This window comes from Phenylobacterium glaciei, assembly GCF_016772415.1.
In the GTDB taxonomy this organism is placed as follows: domain Bacteria; phylum Pseudomonadota; class Alphaproteobacteria; order Caulobacterales; family Caulobacteraceae; genus Phenylobacterium; species Phenylobacterium glaciei.
Genome location: NZ_JAGSGD010000001.1, coordinates 821,679 through 839,898 on the forward strand (window position 1 = coordinate 821,679; position 18,220 = coordinate 839,898).

Here is an 18,220-nt window from a genome sequence, read left to right on the forward strand (position 1 = left end):
ACGCTGCGGCCGCCCAAAGGTCTCCGGGCCTAGGCTGTCGCCATATAGATGAAGCGGGCGACGAACAGGGCGGCTAGGGCGAAGAGCAGCCAGTCAGCCGTCTCGAACCGCCGGGCCGCCAACTTCAGCACCGCATAGGCTACCACCCCGAACGCCAGGCCGTTGGCGATGGAGAAGGTCAGGGGAATGGTGATCAGGGTCAGGAAGGCCGGGATGGCGATCACCGGATCATCCCAGGCGATCTCTGACAGCGGCGCCATCATCATCGCCCCCACCAGGATCAGGGCCGGGGCCGTGGCCGCCGCCGGGATCACCTGGGCCCAGGGAGCGACGAGCAGGGTGGCCAGGAACAGCAGGCCCGTGACGATGGCCGTCAGCCCCGTGCGGCCGCCCGCCGAGACCCCCGAGGCGCTCTCGATATAGCTTACCACCGTCGATGTCCCCGCCAGCGACCCCACCACGGTGGCCGTGGCGTCGGCGAACAGAATGCGGTTGAGGCGCGGAATGGACCCGTCCGCCGCCACCAGCCCGGCCTTCTTGGTCACCGCCACCAGGGTGCCGACATTGTCGAACAGATCGACGAACAGAAAGACGAACAGGATCTCCAGCAGGGCCAGGCCAAACCCCTTGCCGCCGATCCCGAGCGCGGCTGGGATGTCCAGCTGGAAGGCCGTGGCGGTCATTTCCGCGACGCTGTAGGGGGCCGGCGTCCAGTGGACCAGGTGCAGCAGCCAGCCGACTGCCGAGGTCAGCAGGATGCCGATCAGGATGCCGCCGCGAACCTTCAGCACCTCCAGCACCCCGATGATGGCCAAGCCCAGGAGGGCCAGCAGGGCGGTGGGATTGTGCAGGTCGCCCAGGCCCACCGTGGTGCCCGGGTTGGCGGTGACGATGCCGGCGCCCTTCAGGCCGATGAAGGCGATGAACAGGCCGATGCCCGCGGCGATGGCCGAGAACAGGGCGCGGGGGATGGCGGTCACGATCAACTGCCGCACGCCCGCGACCGTCAGGATCAGGAACAGGCAGCCGGAGAGGAAGACCAAGCCCAGGGCGGTTTGCCAGGGGATGCCCATCGTCTGCACCACGGTGAAGGCGAAATAGGCGTTCAGCCCCATGCCGGGGGCGAGCGCGATGGGATAGTTGGCCGCCAGGCCCATCAGGATGCAGCCTACCCCCGCCGCCAGGCAAGTGGCCGCGGCGACGGCGGCCACCGGCATGCCGGCCTGTCCCAGGATCGAGGGGTTCACCACCACGATATAGGCCATGGTCAGGAAGGTGGTGACCCCCGCCAGGACCTCGGTCCGCACCGATGTTCCGCGTGCGGTCAACTGGAAGAAACGATCCAGGCGCGTCATGGTTTGGCCTCCCCCGGCAGGGTCGTGGCGTAGCGGTCCCAACCGGCCACCAGGGCCTTCACCACCGGCGCACCGACCCGGTAGGCGGCCTCGAACCCGGCCAGGGCGCCGCCCTCGGCGAACCGCACCGCCTGGCTCTGGCCGAGCGGCTCGTAGGAATAGTTGCTGGCGGTGCGAAGGACGAGCACCCGGCGGACGTCGACCCGGCCAAGCCGGCCATAGAGACTGAGCACGTCGAGCACACCCTGATCCTCGCAGTCGGTCATGGCGAAGACCCCTTGCCCGTCGGTCCACAGCTTCACCCAGTCCCGCGCCCACTGGGTGCGCCGCTGGCCGTGCCAAAAGCGGGTGGCGCCCAGGGCGTCGCCGAGGAAGACAAAGGGCGGCCGCTGAGCTGTGAGCTCTTCGGGATAGCCGGCGCGATCCTTCTGCAGGACGGCGGTGTCGGGCAGGGCGATGTCCCGGGTCATCGCGAAAGCCCAGTTGGTGAGCTGCGGGTCGAGCTTCCAGACCATGTCGCTCGACCCCGCCGCCGAACCCTTGATCCCCGGCCTTGCGGCTCCTAGGGAATAGAGGCCATAGGGCCAGTCGGCGGGCGCCTCCCGGTCGTCGATCTCGAAGATCGGGTCGGCGTCGACGACATAGCTGGCCCAGGCCGCGCTGCCGATGGAGCCGACGCGCGGGTCTACCCCGGCGATGCCGGCGACGATCCAGTAGGCCTGGGTCAGGTCGAGCTGTGGATCCAGGGCCAGGGCCGCCACACTTTCCCGCGCCCGGCCTCGCATACCGGTGACGACGCCCAATACTCCGTCATCGGAATATCTGACCGGGCGCTCGATGCCCGGCACGGTCAGGGTGTGGGTGAGGGGCAGGCGTTCGGCCCAGAACTGGAACTCGCCGGGCCGGTCACCGGTGTCGGCGCCGGACTCGAAGGTGGTCAGAACCACCACCTTGATGGAGATGGGCGCCGCGCCCGCGGCCAGGGGCGCTGCGCAGGCCAGCAACGTGACGGCCAGGATGAGGAGACGGCGCATCGGGACTCCGGCGAAGCTTGCCGGCAGTCAGCCTGAGCCGGCCCCGCCGGGCAAGCCCCTGCGTCGGGATTGTGCGCCGGTCCGCCAGGACGCCTCCAGGGCAGGCGCCAGCCCTATCGCGTCCGCCTCCGGCCCTGAAAGGAGAGCGAAAGCTTGGCCTTCAGGACATGTCCAGGCGGTCGGTGATGGCCCAGAGGCCGTCGACGACTGACTTCAGCTGTTCGGCGTCCTTGTCGTCCTTGCTCCAGATCAGGCGCAGGGCGTTTACATGCACGCCCACCGAACCCCAGTCCTGGCGGTTCTTGGTCCGCAGACGGTCGGTCAGCTCGCACAGGCTGTAGGAGGCGTCGCACAGGGTGCGCATATCGAACATGCCGGCGATGTCGAGCACCACGGCGCTCTCGACATAGATGTCGTCGGCCGATGCGGTCTTCTCGGCGCACATGGCTTCCATGCGGCCGATGGTGACGCCCAGCGACTTCTTGGCGTCGCCGGCCTGGGCGGCCAGTTCGCGGCGTGCGCGCTGGGTGGCGATGTCGGCGGTCATGCCGCCGGGCTTGGCCACCTGCTGGGACAGGCGGTTCTGGACCTTGATGAACTCGGTCTTGCTCAAATTTGCACCCGTGCAGGCTTCATAAGCATATCGACTTCGTTCTGATCCATGTTGGGATCGGTGGCGGCGCCGACGTGGGTGGACAGATCGTCCTTACGGCGGCCCTTGATCCCAAGGGGAGGGCCGAGATTCTTGAAGCGACGGTCGGGGCCCACATACTTCTCGGCCTTGACCATCTGGCGTTCGTCCCGGGCGACCCAGAAGATCCGCTGCAGCAGGATCTCAGGCGTGAACGGCCGGGTGAGGATGAAGTTGGCGCCGGAGTCGCGACTCTTCTCGACCATGCTGCGCGGGGCGTGGCCGGTGAGCATGATGACCGGCGTGAAGATCAGCTCCGGGGGCGCGTCGCGGCGCAGCCAGCGGATGAAATCGTAGCCGTCCATGTCGGGCATCTGGGCGTCGGTGATGATCAGGTCGAGTTCCTGATTCTTCACGTAGTGCATGGCCTCCGCGCCCGAGCCGCACTTGAACTGTTTGCGCACCCCAAACCCGCGGACCATCGCGCTCAGGGCCTCAAGCGCCTGCGGATTGTCATCCACAAGCAGCACGACCGAGCGATCGAGGTTGATCCGGATGTTGGGGTCTAGGGCCATGGCGCGCGGGGGTTTCGCTCTGGGGGCTTAGAAGAGGTCGAGGTCGCCGGACTCGGCGGCGGACAAGGCTTCGGCCTCGCGCGTCACCTGGGCCAGACGCATGGCGAGGTCGCCAAGGGTCACGCCAGCGATGGCGTCGGAAAGGTCATACTCGCCGCCGGACTGGGCCTGGGTCGAGAGCTTGCGGGTGAAGGTGGCCAGAGCCGCCAGGTGCTGGGTCAGCACATCGACGGTCTGGGCCTCGTGCAGGGCGATCTCCAGGGTCTCGCCGCGGCTGGCGCGGACAAGCTGGGTGACCAGCATCTCCAGCCGGTCGCACAGCGCGCCGGCATGTTCCAGCTCGTCGGCCAGGGAGGCGAGGACTTGTGGGGTCTGGGCGGTGGCGTGGCTCATCAGAACAGCTCCAGATCCCCATCGTCCTCGACCACCGGAACGGGCTTCGGCGGAGCCTTCAGGCTCGCCACCTCGTTGGTGTCGGTGACAGTGCGTTGTTGCGCGCGGCCACTGGTCGGCCAGTACTGCACCCGCCGGGCGCTCAAGCCCCCGAGGCTGCCACCCACCACTGGAATACCCTCGTCGCGCAGGAATTTCTCGGCGAAGGCGGCGTTGGACGCGCCCACGTCGGAGAGGCCGCCGAACATGCGAGCGCCGCCGAACAGCTTGGCTTCCATGCGCTCGCGGCGACCGCCGTTGCGAAGCAGTTCGTTGATCAGCAGTTCCATGGCGAAGGCGCCGTAGCGGCGGCCCTCGTCCAGGCCTTCCGCCTTACCCTCTGGCAGCAGGAAGTGGTTCATCCCGCCGATACCGATCTCGGTGTCACGCAGGCAGACGGCGACGCAAGAGCCGAGAATCGTCGTCATCACGACGTCCGGGTCGGAAGACACATGGTGCTCCCCCTGGACGACATGGACCCGTTTTCCGGGACGGTTCGAGACGTTCTCAACGATCATGAAAGGGGCCCAAACACCGCTTCGATTTTTTCTTTTAAGGTCTGCGTCGTAAACGGTTTGACCAGATAATTGTTGACGCCGAATTGAACCGCCCGCTGAACCAGCTCGCGATCGGCGCGGCCGGTCAGCATGATCACCGCCACTTTCGAGGTCGGGCCGTGGGCGCGGATGGCGCGCAGCAGGCCCAAACCGTCCAGCTTGGGCATGTTGAAGTCGGTGATCACCAGGTTCACCGGCAGACTCAGCATGGCGCGCAGGGCTTCCTCACCATCGGGCGCTTCCCGCGTCTGGGTGATCCCAAGCGCGTGCAGACTGGTGCGGATCAGCGACCGCATGGTCTGCTGGTCGTCGACAATCAAGGTTTTCAGGGCGGACGCGGCAGGCATCACACGCTCCTTTGAGACTCGGCCGTGGCCGAGCAGACATTGAGAATGGCCGGGCCCATGCGCGACAGGCCGACCTGCTTTTCCACCGCTCCGATCTCGAAGGCGGCCTTGGGCATGCCATAGACGACGCAGCTGGACTCGTCCTGACCAAGCGTGCGGGCTCCGGCCTTGCGCATTGACGCCAGGCCCACGGCGCCGTCGCGGCCCATCCCTGTGAGGATGACCCCGACCGAGGGACGGTTCAGCTTCGCAATCGACTCGAACAGGACGTCCACGGACGGACGGTGTCCATTCACCGGCTCGGATTCCCGAAGCCGGCAGACTGGATGGGTGGAGGAGATGACCTCCAGGTGGGCCGCGCCGCCCGGGGCGACATAGACGTGGCCCGGCAACAGGCGCGCGCCATCGGTGGCCTCGGCCACCGTGGCGCCGGAGATGCGGTTCAGGCGCTCGGCGAAGCTCTTGGTGAAGGTCGCCGGCATGTGCTGGGTGATCACCGTCGGCGGGCAGGTCTCTGGGAAGTTGGCCAGGATGGTCATCAGGGCCTCGACCCCGCCTGTGGACGAACCGATCGCCAGGATCAGTTCGCCGACGGCGGCATAGTTCTTGTCGCGCTCCACCGGGGCGACCGGGCCGCTGTACGGACGGACCCGCGCGCGGGCGGCGGCCTTCACCTTCTCGGCGAGGTCGGCGAAGGCCTCGTGCGGGGTCAAGCCGTTGCCGGGCGCCGGCTTGCCGACGCAGTCCACCGCGCCCAGCTCGAGGGCCTCGATGGTGATCTCGGCGCCCTTCTGGGTCAGGGTCGAAACCATGACCACCGGCATCGGCCGCAGGCGCATGATCTTTTCCAGGAACTCGATGCCGTTCATATGCGGCATCTCGACGTCCAGGGTGACGACGTCGGGATTGAGCTTTTTGATCTGCTCGCGCGCTTCCAGCGGATCGTTGGCGAAGCCCAGGACTTCGATGTCCGGGTCACGCTTCAGGGCCGCCGCGATCAGACCGCGCATGGTCGCCGAATCATCAACGACGAGGACTCCAACCGTCATCGGCCGCTCCTCAGAGAATAGGTGGTGAGACCCGTGGTCTCGAAGATGTTGGTGGCCGCGCCGGTCACCCGTTCAGAGTGGCCGATATAGAGGGTGCCGCCGGGGTTCAGCATCGGGGCGAAACGGCTCCAGATGCGTTCCTGGGTTGGCTCGTCGAAATAGATCACGACGTTCCGACAGAAGATGGTGTCGAACTTGCCCTTCATCGGCCAGTCGCCGATCAGGTTCAGTTCTCGGAAGGACACCAGGGCGCGCAGCTCGTCGGCCACTTCCCAGCGGCCGTCCTGGCCGCCCGTCGTAGGCTTCTTGAACCAGCGGCGGCGCAGCTCCACCGGAACTGGGGCCACCGCGTCCTCGCGATAGATGCCGGCGCGGCCTTCGGCGACCATGTTGGGGTCGATATCGGTGGCCAGGATCTTCACGTCCAGGTTGGCGGCTTCCGGCAGGGCCGAAAGGACCGTGATGGCCATGGAATAGGGTTCCTGGCCGTTGGAGCAGGCTGCTGACCAGAGGCGGATCTTCCCGCCCTTGCGGGCGCGGTCCACCAGCGGCGGCAGGACCACGTCACGCAGGTGATCGAAGTGGTGCGGCTCACGGAAATAGCGGGTCACGTTGGTGGTTAGCGCCGCCATCATGGCCTGGCGTTCGTCCACCTCGCGGACGTCCTCCACCAGGGCGCAGTATTCGCGGAACGAGCGCAGGCCGAGCGAACGCAGGCGTTTGGCCAGGCGCGAATAGACCAGCGCCGCCTTGCCCTCGGCCAGCGCGATGCCGGCGTGGGAATGCAGGATGTGGGCGATCTGCTGGAAATCCTCGTTGGTGAAGAGGAACTCCCCCTCGACGAGGCTGCCGGTCTTGCTGGGGAAACTGCTCATGCGGCCTCCGCTTCGATTTCCGGCAGGACGCGGTCCAGCGAGATCAGGCTGACCATGCGCCCGTCGATGGCGAACAGGCCCTTCACGAAGGTCTTCACCTGGTCGCAGGCCACGTCCGGCGTCGGCTGCACCATGTCTTCGGTGACATTGATGATGTCGCTAACGGCCTCCACCAGCAGGCCGAGCGTGCGGTGGCCCTGGTTGACCACCATGATCACGTGGCGGGCGCTGGGTTCGGCGGTGGTCAGGCCCAGGCGCGCGCCCAGGTCGACGATCGGCAGCACCGCGCCGCGCAGGTTGATGACGCCCTTCATATAGGCTGGCGTACGGGGCAGGGGCGTGGCCGTCGTCCAGCCGCGGATCTCTCGCACCTGCATGATGTCGACGCAGAACTCCTGGTCGGCGATCCGGAAGGCGATGAGCTCCCGGGAGGGGCTCGTGGAGGTTGTCAGAGGCGTGGTCATGCTCAGCTGGCCATTCGCTTTTCGCTGGGTCGCGCCGCCGGCTTGCGGCGCTGCGTGGTGACGAGGGCGTCGACGTCGAGGATCAGGGCCACCCGGCCGTCACCCAGGATGGTCGCGGCGGCCACGCCATCGATCTGCTGGTAGTTGGCTTCCAGGCTCTTGATGACCACTTGGCGCTGGCCCTGGATGGCTTCCACCAGAAGGGCCGCCTTGCCGCCGCCTTCGCTCTCCACCAGGACCGCGACGCCGGAGGCGGGGTCGATGGCGGTTTCGCGGAAGCCGAGGGCCACGCCCACGTCGATCAGCGGCACGAAGATGTCGCGGATGCGGATCACCGCGTCCTTGCCCCCGATATAGTGCACATCCTCGGTGCGTGGGGTCAGGCTCTCGACGATGGCCGAGAGCGGGGCCACGAGGGTCTGCTCGGCGGCGGTCACCACCATCCCGTCCAGGACCGCCAGGGTCAGGGGTAGGGACATGGTGAACTTCGAACCCTTGCCGGGCTCCGACGAGATGGAGATGCGGCCGCCCAGGCCCTGGATGGAGCGGCGGACCACATCCATGCCGACGCCGCGGCCGGAAATGTCGGAGATCACCTCGGCGGTGGAGAAGCCGGGCAGGAAGATCAGGTTGTCGATCTCTTCGTCCGACAGCACCTGATCCTCGGTGATCAGGCCTTTGGCCACGGCGATGCCGCGGACGCGGGGGCGGTTGATGCCGCGACCGTCGTCCTGCAGTTCGATGACGATGCGGCCGCCGCGGTGCAGGGCGCGCAGGCGCACCAGACCCTCAGCAGGCTTGCCGGCGGCGGCGCGGCCCTCGGGATCTTCCAGCCCGTGGTCGATGGCGTTGCGCAGCATGTGGGTGATCGGGTCGGCCAGGCGCTCGATGACCGTCTTGTCGACCTCGGTGCCTTCGCCTTCCATCACCAGTTTGACGCGTTTGCCGGTCATGTCCGCCACTTCGCGGGCCAGACGCGGCATCCGTTGGAACACGGACTTCACGGGCTGGGCGCGGATGGCCATGACGCTGTCCTGGATCTCCCGGGTCAGCAGCTCCAGGTCCTCAAGGCCGAGCGCGACGTTGGAAGAGCGCGCCAGACCGCTTTCCAGGACCCTTTGCGACAGCATGGCCTGCTGGATGACCAGCTCACCGACGGCGTTGATCAGACGGTCGACCCGGTCCAGATCCACGCGGATGGTGACGCTGGCCGCCGCGGCGGGCGCGGCGTTGGCGGCGGCTGCGGCCGGGGCTGTCGCCGGGGGGGCGGCCGGCGCAGGCGCCGGGGCGGCGGCTTTGAGGGCCGGCGGGGCAGGCGGGGCCTCGACGCTCTGGGCGCGCGCGATCAAGGCGGCGACGTCCTCGGCGGGCGCCGCGGGCTCGACGGGCGCTTCGGCGACGATTTCGGGGAGGGCTTCCGGTTCGGCGGGGGCGGCGTCGCCGCCTCCGACCCGCGCCAGCAGGGCGGTGATATCGAGATCGGCGGAGGCCGAGGCCGCCGCGGCGCGGTCGTCCTCGCTCAGGCCGTCATCGGCGGCGGCGGGCGCGGCGGCGGCGGGATCGGCGCCGTCACAGGTGATGGTCAGGTTGCAGTCATCTTCGACGAACTCGAAGACCTCGCGGATGGAGGCCTCGTCGGAGTCGGTGAACAGCTGGATGCGCCAGCTCACATAGGCCTGCTCGGCGGCGAGCTGGTCGAGGGGCGGCAAGGCCTCGTCGATCAGGGTGACGCGGGTCTCGCCCAGGCGGGCCAGTTCGCGCAACACCAGGCCGGCTTCGTTGGCCTTGGCGTACATTTCCGACTTGGGAGAGAACTCGATGGTCCAGGAGGACAGCGCCTCCTCGGGGGCGGCGTCCGCGACGGGAAGCTCGACGCCGGCCTCGGCGTTCTGGGCGTCAAGGTCGATGAAGCCGCCGGGGGCCTCGTCGCCCTCAATGCTAAGGGTCAGGGGGACGAAGCCGAAGTCCTCGTCACCGCCGCCCATGGCGTCGTCTTCCTCGTCTTCGCCGCCGATCAGGCCGCGAAGTTCACTGTAGGCGCCTTGCGAGCGGCCTTCTTCAACCTTGCCGCCGTCGCGGGCGGCGGCCACATGGTCGGCCAGGACGTCGAAGGCCCGCAGCAGGGTCTTGGCGACCTCGTCGGTCAGTTCCATCTTTCCGGAGCGGATCTCGTCCATCACCGTTTCGAAGACGTGGGCGAAGCGGATCAGGTCTTCCAGCCCGAAGGCCCCCGCCCCGCCCTTTACCGAGTGGACGGCGCGGAAGACGGCGTTGATCGTCTCGTCATCCGCCTCGCCCAACTCCATGGCCAACAGGCCCTGTTCGGCGTCGGTCAGGAGTTCATCGCACTCCTGGAAGAACGTCTGTTTGATGCTCTCGAACGGATCCAACGGAACGCTCCGAAACGGCTTCTAGAGGGTCAGGCGGCGACGCGGCGAACGGCGTCGACCAGCTTCACAGGATTGAAAGGCTTGACGATCCAGCCGGTGGCGCCGGCCGAACGGGCCCGTTCCTTCTTGGCCGCATCGCTTTCCGTGGTCAGGACCAGGATCGGCGTGGCGCGGTGCTCGGGATTGGCGCGGACGCCTTCGATCACGCCGAAGCCGTCGAGGCGGGGCATGTTGATGTCGGTGATCACCACGTCCACGATGCCGGCGTTGGCTTGCAGGACTTCCAGGCCATCGACGCCGTCCACAGCCTGGATGACGCGGTAGCCCGCCTCCACCAGTGCGTGGTTCAGCATCTCCCGCATGGTGCGGCTATCGTCGATCGTCAGTACGGTCTTGGTCACGAAAGTTCCCCTTGCGGTTCGAATTGAAGCTCGGGTTCACCGAACGCCGCCAATTGCTCTGAAAACGCCAAAGACGGTTGATCCACCGTTAAGCAGACGCCGTCCTCGGACCAGATTTTGCGCGCAGACATCAAAACCTGCAGGCATAGACCACCCATGCGGGTGACCTGAGACGCATCGAGGTCCAGCGGACGGCCGCGCAGGGCCATCAGCTCGGCCCGCAGCGGCTCAGCCGCCTGCAGGTCCAGAACCGGAGCGAGGCTGACCGTCGCCCGGTCCGCGACGGTTGCGGTGTCCGTGGCCATCAGAATTCTTCCCATTCATCGGCGCCCGATAGCGGCGCGGGTTTGCGGAGGGCGGCGCCGTCGCGGGCGGAGGTGCGGACCTGGGGCGCGCCATGACGGGCAGCGAAGGCCGCGGCCGGGGGACGGCGAGCGGGCGTGGTGGTGGCGTTGCGGGCGATGGCCGGCGGCGGTGCGTGCTGGTCGCCGATCTGGAACATGCCGACGGAGCCCGCGAGTCCTTGGGCTTCCTGGGCAAGGTTGTGGCTGGCGGCGGTGGACTCCTCCACCATGGCCGCGTTCTGTTGGGTCACCTGGTCCATCTGGTTGACGGCGGTGTTGACCTGGGCGAGCCCGACCGACTGTTCCTGCGCGCTGGCGGCGATCTCGGTCACCAGACTGTCGATCTCGGCGACCCGACTGACGATACGCTGCAGGGCGTCCCCGGTCTGGCCCACAAGCTGGACGCCGGAGCTCACCTGGGCCGTCGAGGCGCTGATCAGGGTCTTGATCTCTTTGGCGGCTTCGGCCGAGCGTTGGGCGAGCGCCCGGACCTCGGAGGCGACCACCGCGAAACCGCGGCCGGCTTCCCCGGCGCGGGCGGCCTCGACCCCGGCGTTCAGGGCCAGCAGATTGGTCTGGAAGGCGATCTCGTCGATGACGCCGATGATCTGGCTGATCTGCTGGGCTGAGCTCTCGATCTGGCTCATGGCCGCGACGGCCTGCTGCACGACGTCGCCGCTGGTCTGGGCGTCGCCGCGGGCGGCCACCACCACCTCGGCGCAGGCCTTGGCGCCGGCGGCGGTCTTGCGGACGGTGACGGTGATCTGGTCCAAGGCCGCAGCGGTCTCTTCCAGTGTCGCGGCCTGCTGTTCAGTGCGCCGCGAGAGGTCGTCGGCGGCGGTGCTGATCTCGCCGGCGCCGGCGTGGATGCCCGAGACGTTGCCGGCGATGGCCCCCATCACCTCTTCCAGGTGGCCGATGGCCTTGTTGAAGTCGGCGCCGAGCTTGGCGTACTCGCCGGTGAAGTTCTGGCTCATGCGGTGGCGCAGGTCGCCTTCGCTGAGCGCCTGCAGGGCGCCGGCCAGGCCGTGAATGGCCTTTTTCTGCTCCAGGTCGGTTTCGCTGCGCAGGCCGGCGGCCTCAAGGTGCTGGTGCTCGACGATGTCGTTCTGGAACGACAGCAGCAGGTCCATGTCCAGGAGGGCGGCCTTGATGACCGCGCCGATGGCGTCGGCGGCCTTGTCGCGCTGGGCGGTCTTGGCGCCGAAGCCCTTGGGCCAATGCGCGGCCAGGATGGAGCGCACCATCTCGTCGAGGATGCGGGCATAGCCGCCGATCGCCCACTCGGGCTTGAAGCCGATATTGACGTGGGCTTCCGCGATGGTGCGCACGTCCTTGAGGTAGGCCTCGTCGTAGCGCGCGGTAAGCACGCCGCCCCAGCGGCCGATCTGGCGCTGCTGGGCCTTTTCCATGTGCTCGGGCCCGCCGAACACGCTGCGGGTCGCGTCGTGGCGGGCGAGCTGCTCATAGAAGGCGCCGATGGCCACAGGCAGGGCTTTTTCCACCACCGGGCGCGCGTCGACCAGCGCGGCGCGGGCCTTGGCGTCCAAGCCGATGAAGTCGAGGCGACGGTCGAGGGCGATAGCCTTGGTGTCAGCCATGCGGGCGCCGGGCGTTCTGAGCAGCCGCGAAAGGCCTGGCGCCGGATTTGAGTCGGCGACTCGGCGAGCGTGACTCTTCGAACCCGGCGAGACTCAGGGGCGCCGCCGTGATGCTGGCGACCAGCTGGGAATACTTCGATATACTATGATCTATCATCGATGTGTCCCCCTCTGATCCACCCATCTGCATCGAATTCTGTGAAGGCGACGAGCGCGCCAAGGCCAGTTCGATCGGATGTCTGAATTGGGTACGGTGTTTGGCTTGAAGAAATGGTTACCGGAATCTTGGCCCGACTTGGCCGTGGGGCGGTTCCCCAACAAAAGCCGAGACTTGAGGGCCTCCGCGACAATCTGGCGCGCGTGATCGGGGTTAAGACTTAAGGGGGCGGGGGTTCCGCGAGGTCAGACTTGCGGAGCGCGCCGTACGGTGCTGGCCTGTCGGCCGACAAGAGACCGCCGGAGGATGACGCCATGGACCTGAGGCTTACGCCCGATATGGAGTCGTTCCGCGACGAGGTGCGCGGCTTCCTGGTCGCCCACCAGGACCGCTATGCGCCGGGCGCGGGCGCTGATCGCCCCCGTGAGGCGGCCATGGAATGGCAGGCCCTGCTGATCGACAACGGCTATGCGGCCCGCACCATCCCCCAGGCCTATGGCGGCTATGGCGCGCAGCCCGACATCCTGAAGTCGCGGATCATCGCCGAGGAATTCACCGCCGCCGGCGCGCCCCGCGGCTTCGCCAACCAGGGCATCTCCATGCTGGTCCCGACCCTGCTGGAGGTGGGCTCCGAGGAGCAGAAGACCCGCTGGATCTCGCCCACTCTGCGCGGCGAGACCGTCTGGTGTCAGGGCTACTCGGAACCGGGCGCCGGATCGGACCTCGCCAACCTGCAGACCAAGGCCGTCGAGGACGGTGAGGACTTCCTGATCTCGGGCCAAAAAATTTGGACGAGCACCGCGGCCCAGGCCGACATGATCTTCTGCCTGGTGCGCACCGAGCCGCAGGCGCCCAAGCACGACGGGATTTCCTACATCCTCTTCCCGATGACGACGCCGGGGATCGAGGTGCGGCCGCTTAAGACCATGACGGGGTCGGCGGAGTTCAACGAGGTGTTCTTCACCGATGTCCGCGTGCCGCAGAGCGCGGTGGTCGGCGGGCGTGGGCGGGGCTGGTTCGTGGCCAATGCGACGCTGAAGCATGAGCGCGGCATGCTGGGGGACCCCAATGCGACGGAGGCGCGGTTCGCCGCCCTGATCGACCTGATGAAGAGTGAGACCGTCGACGGCCAGCGGCTGATCGACAACCCGGTGATGGCCGACCGGTTGATGGCCCTGCAGGCCCGGCTGATGACCATGAAGTTCAATGGGTTGCGGACCCTGACCGCTTCGATGACCGGAGAGTCGGCCGGCATGGCGGGCATGGTGGTCAAGCTGCAGGGGTGCGAGCTGAACCACCAGATCGCGGCGCTCGCCATCGACGCCCTGGGGGAACTGGGGGTGCTTTACGAGGACGGGCCGCACCTGCGCGCCAAGGGCAGCTGGCAGCGCAACTACATGTTCGATCTGGGGCTGATCATCGGCGGCGGCACCGCCCAGATCCAGAAGAACATCATTTCAGAGCGGGGCCTGGGCCTGCCGCGCGAACCCAAGTTGGCGGTGGTCTGATGGATTTCTCCCTCACCGAAGACCAGCGGATGATGCAGGAGAGCCTGAGCCGCACCCTGGCCGAGGCGGCCTCCCTGGACCGCGTGCGCAAATTCGCCGGGGACCCCACCGACCGGGGCGCCGATGTCTGGGCCGCGCTCACCGATTTCGGACTGCCGGGGATCGTGATCTCCGAGGAATATGGCGGCCTGGGCCTGACCCTGCTGGACGCCGCCCTGATGTCCGAGGCGCTGGGACGGGCGGTGGCGCCGGTTCCCTTCATGGGCACGGTGCTGGCGCCCCTGGCCCTGCGGCTGGCGGGGTCGGCAGAGCAGCAATCCAAGTGGCTGCCGAAGCTCGCCTCGGGCGAGGTGACAGCGGCGGTCGCCATCTCGGAAGCCGTGGCCGGCGCGCGCGACGGCGCGGGCGTCACCGCGTCCGGCGGCAAGCTCTCGGGCAAGGCGCTGTTCGTCCCGGGCGGCCTGGGCGCGGACCTGCTGATCGTCGCTGACACCGGCGGCGCCCTGCATCTGGTTGAGGGCGGCGCCGCGGGCCTGACCCGCGAGATCATGACCGGCATCGACCTGACCCGCCGCATGGCCGAGCTGACCTTCGACAAGGTCGCCGCCGAGCCGCTCACCGGCGGCAAGGATGTGTTGGCGCGCCTGCGCGACGCCGGCTGGGTGCTGCTGGCCGCCGACACGCTGGGCGCCTGCGACGTGATGATCGAGAAGGCCGTGGCCTACGCCAAGGAGCGCAAGCAATTCGGCCGGGTCATCGGCTCGTTCCAGGCGGTCAAGCACCTCTGCGCCGAGATGGCCGCCGAGCTGGAACCCTGCCGGTCGCTGGTCTGGTACGCCGGCTACGCCTTCGACGCCGCGCCCGACGAAAGCTCCCTGGTGGCCGCCCACGCCAAGGCGCACCTGTCGGAGGTCTCCCGCTTCATCGCCCGGACCTCCACCGAGGTGCACGGCGGCATGGGCATCACCGACCTGCTGGGCCTGCACTTCTGGTTCAAGCGGGTGGGCCTCAACCGCCAGCTGCTGGGCGGTCCCGAGCGGGTCCGAGCCCTGGCCGCCCAGATGCAGGGCCTGACGGCTTAAGGAACACTGAGCCCCTCGCGCATGTCGGGATGCACCAACTCGTGCAGTTCCGGCCGCTTGGCGATGTAGGCGTGGAAGAAGGCGCAGGTGGGCCGCACCCACAGCTTGTGTTCCCGGGCATAGGCCAGGCCCGCCTGGACCAGCTTGCCGCCCACGCCCTTGCCGGCGAAGGCGTCGGGCACGACGGTGTGAGGGAAGGTGATGGTGTCGTCGCCCAGCTGGTACTCGGCGAAGGCGGTCGCGCCACCGAGCTGCGCCTCGAACCGATGAGTGTCGGTGTTCATCACCACCGCGATTTCGTCGTCCGACATCTGGGCCTCCTGGAATCTGCACATGCAATCAAGCCGGGCGATCGGTCAGGGTCAAAGCGTTATTCGCACAGCGCCTTTGCCGCTCGTCTGGGAGGCTCGCTCACGCGTTCATTCTTGGTCCCAGGCCGGATGCACACCGCCGCCCCCTGACGGCTGAAGCCGAGCGCTCTGTTGCAGTTCTGTTTCACCGCTGAGTTTGTGACTGAAATCAATGCGGACCCCGGATGTGGGAGCTTGAGTGCGGAATCTTCAGGGAGACACTCATGTCCAACTACGCGGCCCTCGCGGCCATCGGCCTCTTCGCTCTCGCCGGCCCTGCCGCCGCGCAGCCGCCCGGTCCCCCGCCTGCGGGGATGGCCGGCATGCACGGCATGGGAGGGATGCCAGGGATGCCTGATCCCGCGATGATGAAGGCGCACATGGCCGAACACATGGCGCAGATGGACAAGGACATGCACACCATCCTGCGGCTGCGTCCTGAGCAGGAGACCGCCTGGCGCGCGCTGCGCGACGCCATGCACCCGGCGGACGGGCCCGACAAAATGATGATGGGCCCGCCGAAGGCCAGCCAGACGACGCTTCAGCGTCTTGATGAGATGGACAGGATGGCCGCCGAGCACCAGGCGCGCCAGGCCAAGGTGGCGGCCGCCACCCGGGCCTTCTATGCCGCCCTGTCGCCGGACCAGCAGGCGGTGTTCGACGCCCTTCACCGGACCGGCATGATGATGCACGGTGCAGGCGGTCCGCCGATGATGATGCACCGCCAGATGATGATGATGATGCCCGGCGGCGATGGTCCGCACGACTGAGCTTGCGCGACCGGTGGAAGCAGGAGCCAATTGTGGCGGGCGTGCGATAGAGCCGCCACTTTTGGCCTGCACTGACGCTTCCATGACCCCGGCCGCCCACGCCTTCTCCGTCCCGCAGATCCTGGTCGTCGACGACGACGCGGAGCTGCGGGTGGGGATCGCCGACTATCTCGCCCAGCACGGCTACGCGGTGGCTCAGGCGAGCGACGCGGCGTCGATGGAGCAGGTTCTGGCCAGGGCGACCATCGACCTGATCGTGCTCGATCTGATGCTGCCGGGCGAGGACGGTCTCTCCATCTGCCGGCGCATCGCCGATGGCGGCGGCCCGGCCATCATCATGCTGTCGGCCATGGGCGAGGAGATCGACCGCATCCTGGGCCTGGAGCTGGGGGCCGACGACTATCTGGCCAAGCCCTGCAGCCCCCGTGAGCTGCTGGCCCGGGTGCGCGCCGTGCTGCGCCGCCGGGAGGACGCCCGCAATCCCGGCCCACCCAAGGGCAAGGCCTACTCGTTCCTGGGGTTCACCCTCGACGGGGTGCGCCGCCAATTGCGCGCGCCCAACGGGGTGAGCCTCCTGCTGACCGCCGGGGAGTTCTCCCTGCTCAGCGTCTTCCTCGACAACCCGCAGCGGATCCTGTCGCGGGACGAGCTGATCGAGAAGGCCCGGGGCACCGAGGCCGACGTCTTCGACCGCGCCATCGACGTGCAGATCAGCCGTCTGCGCCGCAAGCTGCACGACTGCGCGCCGGCCGAGGTGATCAAGACCTATCGCGGCGCGGGCTATCTGTTCGATGCCAAGGTCACCCGCTCGTGACGCCGAACGGGCGCTCCGGCGCGCCCATCGGCCTGCAACTGGTGGCCCTGCTGCTGGTGAGCCTGGTCGCCGCCCAGGTGATGACTTTCGCCGTCGTCGTGCTGATGCCGCCGCCGCCGCAGGCCGTCTACCGGCTGGAGGACGTGGCCCAGGCCCTGAAAGGCGGTTCGCTCACCCCGCGCTTCGGACGCCCCCTGGTGCGCGAAATGCTTCCCGCGCCGCCGCCCGAGCCCGCCGATCCGCCCGCCCCGAGCGCGCACGCCCGTCGGCAGCTGGCGGTCCTGCTATCGGTCCCTGAGGACGATGTCCGGCTGACCCAGCACCTGACCTTCCCAGGCCGGCTCCACCGCACCCTTGGCATCGGCGGCCAGGCCATGGAGGTCCGCCACGAGACCATGATGGCCGGCGCCCTCGAACCGCCCCCGCCCGGCGAACCGCCAGGCCGGAGGCGGTTCAGAGTGTTCATCGCCGGGCCGGCCGGAGGCCCGCCGCCGATGATGGCCCTCCGCGAAATGGGCCCGCCGATGTTCGGCGAGTTCAGCGCCGCCGTCCGCCAGAGCGACGGCCGGTGGCTGGTGGTGCGCCCCCAGCCCGAACCCTTCCTCAATGACTGGCAGGGGCGGGTGCTGCTGTGGCTGGCCGGTTGCCTGCTGCTGGTGGCGCCGCTCGGCTACTTTTTCGCCCGCCGGATCACCGCGCCCCTGGACCGGTTCGCCCGCGCCGCCGAGACCCTGGGCCGCGATCCCAGCGGCCCGCTGATGGCGCTGTCGGGACCGGCCGAGGTGGGCGCCGCGGCGCGCGCCTTCAACGACATGCAGGTGCGGCTGAAACGCTTCATCGACGACCGCACCGCCATGGTCGGCGCCATCTCCCACGATCTGCGCACGCCGCTGGCCCGCATCCGCTTCAAGCTGGAGGGGGCGCCCAAGCCTGTGAAGGACGCGGTGCTGGCCGACGTCGCCCAGATGGAGGCGATGATCACCTCGGTCCTGGCCTTTATCCGCGACGCCAGCGCAGCAAGGCCCCGCGAACGGCTGGACCTGCTGTCGCTGCTGGAATGCCTGGTGGACGACGCCGGAGGCCAGGACCTGAGCGTGTTGGAGGCGAGCGTCCCGGTCACCGTGGAGGCTGACGCGCTCGGCCTGCAGCGCCTGTTCGGCAACCTGCTGGACAATGCGGTGAAGTACGGCGCGCGGGGGCGGGTGCGGGTTTTCCAGGACGACGGCCACGCGGTGGTGGAAATCGCCGACGACGGGCCGGGGCTGGGCGCCGGCGATCTGGAGCGCGTGTTCCAGCCCTTCTACCGCGCCGAGGCGGCGCGCACTCTGGACGGTGGCGGGGTGGGCCTGGGTCTCGCCGTGGCGCGGTCCATCGCCCGGGCGCACGGCGGGGACGTGGTGCTGGTCTCGTCGGCCGCAGGGCTTACCGCGCGGGTGCGATTGCCGTTGTCTGTGCGCTAAGGGGCCGGCGCCGCTTGCCTCTAT

20 protein-coding genes are annotated in these 18,220 nt (G+C 68.2%); 5 read left to right on the plus strand and 15 right to left on the minus strand.

The annotated features are described in order from the left end of the window. Positions 1-29: 29 nt before the first annotated feature. From JKL49_RS03990 to JKL49_RS04055, 14 genes are all read right to left on the minus strand, one after another. Positions 30-1,355 carry an NCS2 family permease gene (locus JKL49_RS03990; RefSeq protein WP_215338417.1) on the minus strand — a complete coding sequence of 442 codons (1,326 nt, stop codon included), beginning with the start codon at positions 1,353-1,355 and terminating at the stop codon, positions 30-32. After that, complete coding sequence (locus tag JKL49_RS03995; RefSeq protein WP_215338418.1) at positions 1,352-2,389, minus strand: purine-nucleoside phosphorylase; 1,038 nt, start codon at positions 2,387-2,389, stop codon at positions 1,352-1,354. Before JKL49_RS03995 ends, JKL49_RS03990 begins: the two co-directional genes overlap by 4 nt. A 160-nt stretch (positions 2,390-2,549) precedes the next feature. Further along, positions 2,550-3,002 (minus strand): hypothetical protein, encoded by a 453-nt coding sequence (locus JKL49_RS04000; protein ID WP_215338419.1) that lies wholly within the window; start codon positions 3,000-3,002, stop codon positions 2,550-2,552. Then, positions 2,999-3,595: a response regulator gene (locus tag JKL49_RS04005; protein ID WP_215338420.1), complete on the minus strand. Its 597-nt coding sequence runs from the start codon at positions 3,593-3,595 to the stop codon at positions 2,999-3,001. Before JKL49_RS04005 ends, JKL49_RS04000 begins: the two co-directional genes overlap by 4 nt. A 27-nt stretch (positions 3,596-3,622) precedes the next feature. After that, positions 3,623-3,988 (minus strand): hypothetical protein, encoded by a 366-nt coding sequence (locus JKL49_RS04010; RefSeq protein ID WP_215338421.1) that lies wholly within the window; start codon positions 3,986-3,988, stop codon positions 3,623-3,625. Further along, positions 3,988-4,545: a chemotaxis protein CheD gene (locus JKL49_RS04015; protein WP_215338422.1), complete on the minus strand. Its 558-nt coding sequence runs from the start codon at positions 4,543-4,545 to the stop codon at positions 3,988-3,990. Before JKL49_RS04015 ends, JKL49_RS04010 begins: the two co-directional genes overlap by 1 nt. Beyond that, on the minus strand, positions 4,542-4,931 hold the full coding sequence (locus JKL49_RS04020; protein WP_215338423.1) for a response regulator: 390 nt from the start codon (positions 4,929-4,931) through the stop codon (positions 4,542-4,544). The genes JKL49_RS04015 and JKL49_RS04020 overlap by 4 nt, the downstream gene beginning before the upstream one ends. Continuing rightward, entirely contained in the window at positions 4,931-5,980 is a 1,050-nt protein-coding gene (locus JKL49_RS04025) for a protein-glutamate methylesterase/protein-glutamine glutaminase (RefSeq protein WP_215338424.1), read from the minus strand. Before JKL49_RS04025 ends, JKL49_RS04020 begins: the two co-directional genes overlap by 1 nt. Then, positions 5,977-6,855, minus strand: coding sequence for a CheR family methyltransferase (locus JKL49_RS04030; protein WP_215338425.1), 879 nt, complete (start codon positions 6,853-6,855; stop codon positions 5,977-5,979). The genes JKL49_RS04025 and JKL49_RS04030 overlap by 4 nt, the downstream gene beginning before the upstream one ends. Beyond that, positions 6,852-7,319, minus strand: coding sequence for a chemotaxis protein CheW (locus tag JKL49_RS04035; RefSeq protein ID WP_215338426.1), 468 nt, complete (start codon positions 7,317-7,319; stop codon positions 6,852-6,854). The genes JKL49_RS04030 and JKL49_RS04035 overlap by 4 nt, the downstream gene beginning before the upstream one ends. A 2-nt stretch (positions 7,320-7,321) precedes the next feature. Then, positions 7,322-9,709 (minus strand): chemotaxis protein CheA, encoded by a 2,388-nt coding sequence (locus tag JKL49_RS04040; RefSeq protein WP_215338427.1) that lies wholly within the window; start codon positions 9,707-9,709, stop codon positions 7,322-7,324. A 29-nt stretch (positions 9,710-9,738) separates the two neighbouring features. Next, the gene (locus tag JKL49_RS04045) at positions 9,739-10,110 is read right to left on the minus strand and encodes a response regulator (protein ID WP_215338428.1); all 372 of its coding nucleotides are present in this window, start codon (positions 10,108-10,110) and stop codon (positions 9,739-9,741) included. Continuing rightward, positions 10,107-10,415, minus strand: coding sequence for an STAS domain-containing protein (locus tag JKL49_RS04050; RefSeq protein WP_215338429.1), 309 nt, complete (start codon positions 10,413-10,415; stop codon positions 10,107-10,109). Before JKL49_RS04050 ends, JKL49_RS04045 begins: the two co-directional genes overlap by 4 nt. Further along, positions 10,415-12,055: a globin-coupled sensor protein gene (locus JKL49_RS04055; protein WP_215338430.1), complete on the minus strand. Its 1,641-nt coding sequence runs from the start codon at positions 12,053-12,055 to the stop codon at positions 10,415-10,417. The genes JKL49_RS04050 and JKL49_RS04055 overlap by 1 nt, the downstream gene beginning before the upstream one ends. 471 nt (positions 12,056-12,526) lie before the next feature. On the opposite strand from JKL49_RS04055, the gene JKL49_RS04060 reads away from it, so the two are divergent. Together JKL49_RS04060 and JKL49_RS04065 are read left to right on the plus strand one after the other, a co-directional pair. Further along, a complete protein-coding gene (locus JKL49_RS04060) occupies positions 12,527-13,720 on the plus strand; it encodes an acyl-CoA dehydrogenase family protein (RefSeq protein WP_215338431.1) in 1,194 nt (397 codons plus the stop codon). Next, positions 13,720-14,802, plus strand: coding sequence for an acyl-CoA dehydrogenase family protein (locus tag JKL49_RS04065; RefSeq protein ID WP_215338432.1), 1,083 nt, complete (start codon positions 13,720-13,722; stop codon positions 14,800-14,802). The genes JKL49_RS04060 and JKL49_RS04065 overlap by 1 nt, the downstream gene beginning before the upstream one ends. On the opposite strand, the gene JKL49_RS04070 is transcribed toward JKL49_RS04065, so the two are convergent. Continuing rightward, positions 14,799-15,113, minus strand: coding sequence for a GNAT family N-acetyltransferase (locus JKL49_RS04070; RefSeq protein ID WP_215338433.1), 315 nt, complete (start codon positions 15,111-15,113; stop codon positions 14,799-14,801). The two genes, JKL49_RS04065 and JKL49_RS04070, sit on opposite strands and share 4 nt — an antisense overlap. Positions 15,114-15,376: 263 nt before the next feature. Between JKL49_RS04070 and JKL49_RS04075 the strand changes: the two genes are divergently transcribed. From JKL49_RS04075 to JKL49_RS04085, 3 genes are all read left to right on the plus strand, one after another. After that, the gene (locus tag JKL49_RS04075) at positions 15,377-15,922 is read left to right on the plus strand and encodes a Spy/CpxP family protein refolding chaperone (RefSeq protein WP_215338434.1); all 546 of its coding nucleotides are present in this window, start codon (positions 15,377-15,379) and stop codon (positions 15,920-15,922) included. 82 nt (positions 15,923-16,004) lie between these two features. Further along, positions 16,005-16,736, plus strand: a complete 732-nt coding sequence (locus JKL49_RS04080; protein ID WP_215338435.1) for a response regulator — start codon at positions 16,005-16,007, stop codon at positions 16,734-16,736. Further along, positions 16,733-18,196, plus strand: a complete 1,464-nt coding sequence (locus JKL49_RS04085) for an ATP-binding protein (RefSeq protein WP_347340352.1) — start codon at positions 16,733-16,735, stop codon at positions 18,194-18,196. Before JKL49_RS04080 ends, JKL49_RS04085 begins: the two co-directional genes overlap by 4 nt. The last annotated feature ends 24 nt before the right edge of the window (positions 18,197-18,220 follow it).

Excerpts from the sequence above, each read along its gene's own strand:
- JKL49_RS04020 (WP_215338423.1), bottom strand. The coding sequence starts at position 4,931 with ATGCCTGCCGCGTCCGCCCTGAAAACCTTGATTGTCGACGACCAGCAG.
- JKL49_RS04015 (WP_215338422.1), bottom strand. The coding sequence starts at position 4,545 with ATGATCGTTGAGAACGTCTCGAACCGTCCCGGAAAACGGGTCCATGTC.
- JKL49_RS04010 (WP_215338421.1), bottom strand. The coding sequence starts at position 3,988 with ATGAGCCACGCCACCGCCCAGACCCCACAAGTCCTCGCCTCCCTGGCC.
- JKL49_RS04050 (WP_215338429.1), bottom strand. The coding sequence starts at position 10,415 with ATGGCCACGGACACCGCAACCGTCGCGGACCGGGCGACGGTCAGCCTC.
- JKL49_RS04035 (WP_215338426.1), bottom strand. The coding sequence starts at position 7,319 with ATGACCACGCCTCTGACAACCTCCACGAGCCCCTCCCGGGAGCTCATC.
- JKL49_RS04055 (WP_215338430.1), bottom strand. The coding sequence starts at position 12,055 with ATGGCTGACACCAAGGCTATCGCCCTCGACCGTCGCCTCGACTTCATC.
- JKL49_RS04065 (WP_215338432.1), top strand. The coding sequence starts at position 13,720 with ATGGATTTCTCCCTCACCGAAGACCAGCGGATGATGCAGGAGAGCCTG.
- JKL49_RS03995 (WP_215338418.1), bottom strand. The coding sequence starts at position 2,389 with ATGCGCCGTCTCCTCATCCTGGCCGTCACGTTGCTGGCCTGCGCAGCG.
- JKL49_RS04005 (WP_215338420.1), bottom strand. The coding sequence starts at position 3,595 with ATGGCCCTAGACCCCAACATCCGGATCAACCTCGATCGCTCGGTCGTG.
- JKL49_RS04070 (WP_215338433.1), bottom strand. The coding sequence starts at position 15,113 with ATGTCGGACGACGAAATCGCGGTGGTGATGAACACCGACACTCATCGG.
- JKL49_RS04075 (WP_215338434.1), top strand. The coding sequence starts at position 15,377 with ATGTCCAACTACGCGGCCCTCGCGGCCATCGGCCTCTTCGCTCTCGCC.
- JKL49_RS04060 (WP_215338431.1), top strand. The coding sequence starts at position 12,527 with ATGGACCTGAGGCTTACGCCCGATATGGAGTCGTTCCGCGACGAGGTG.
- JKL49_RS03990 (WP_215338417.1), bottom strand. The coding sequence starts at position 1,355 with ATGACGCGCCTGGATCGTTTCTTCCAGTTGACCGCACGCGGAACATCG.
- JKL49_RS04025 (WP_215338424.1), bottom strand. The coding sequence starts at position 5,980 with ATGACGGTTGGAGTCCTCGTCGTTGATGATTCGGCGACCATGCGCGGT.
- JKL49_RS04030 (WP_215338425.1), bottom strand. The coding sequence starts at position 6,855 with ATGAGCAGTTTCCCCAGCAAGACCGGCAGCCTCGTCGAGGGGGAGTTC.
- JKL49_RS04080 (WP_215338435.1), top strand. The coding sequence starts at position 16,005 with ATGACCCCGGCCGCCCACGCCTTCTCCGTCCCGCAGATCCTGGTCGTC.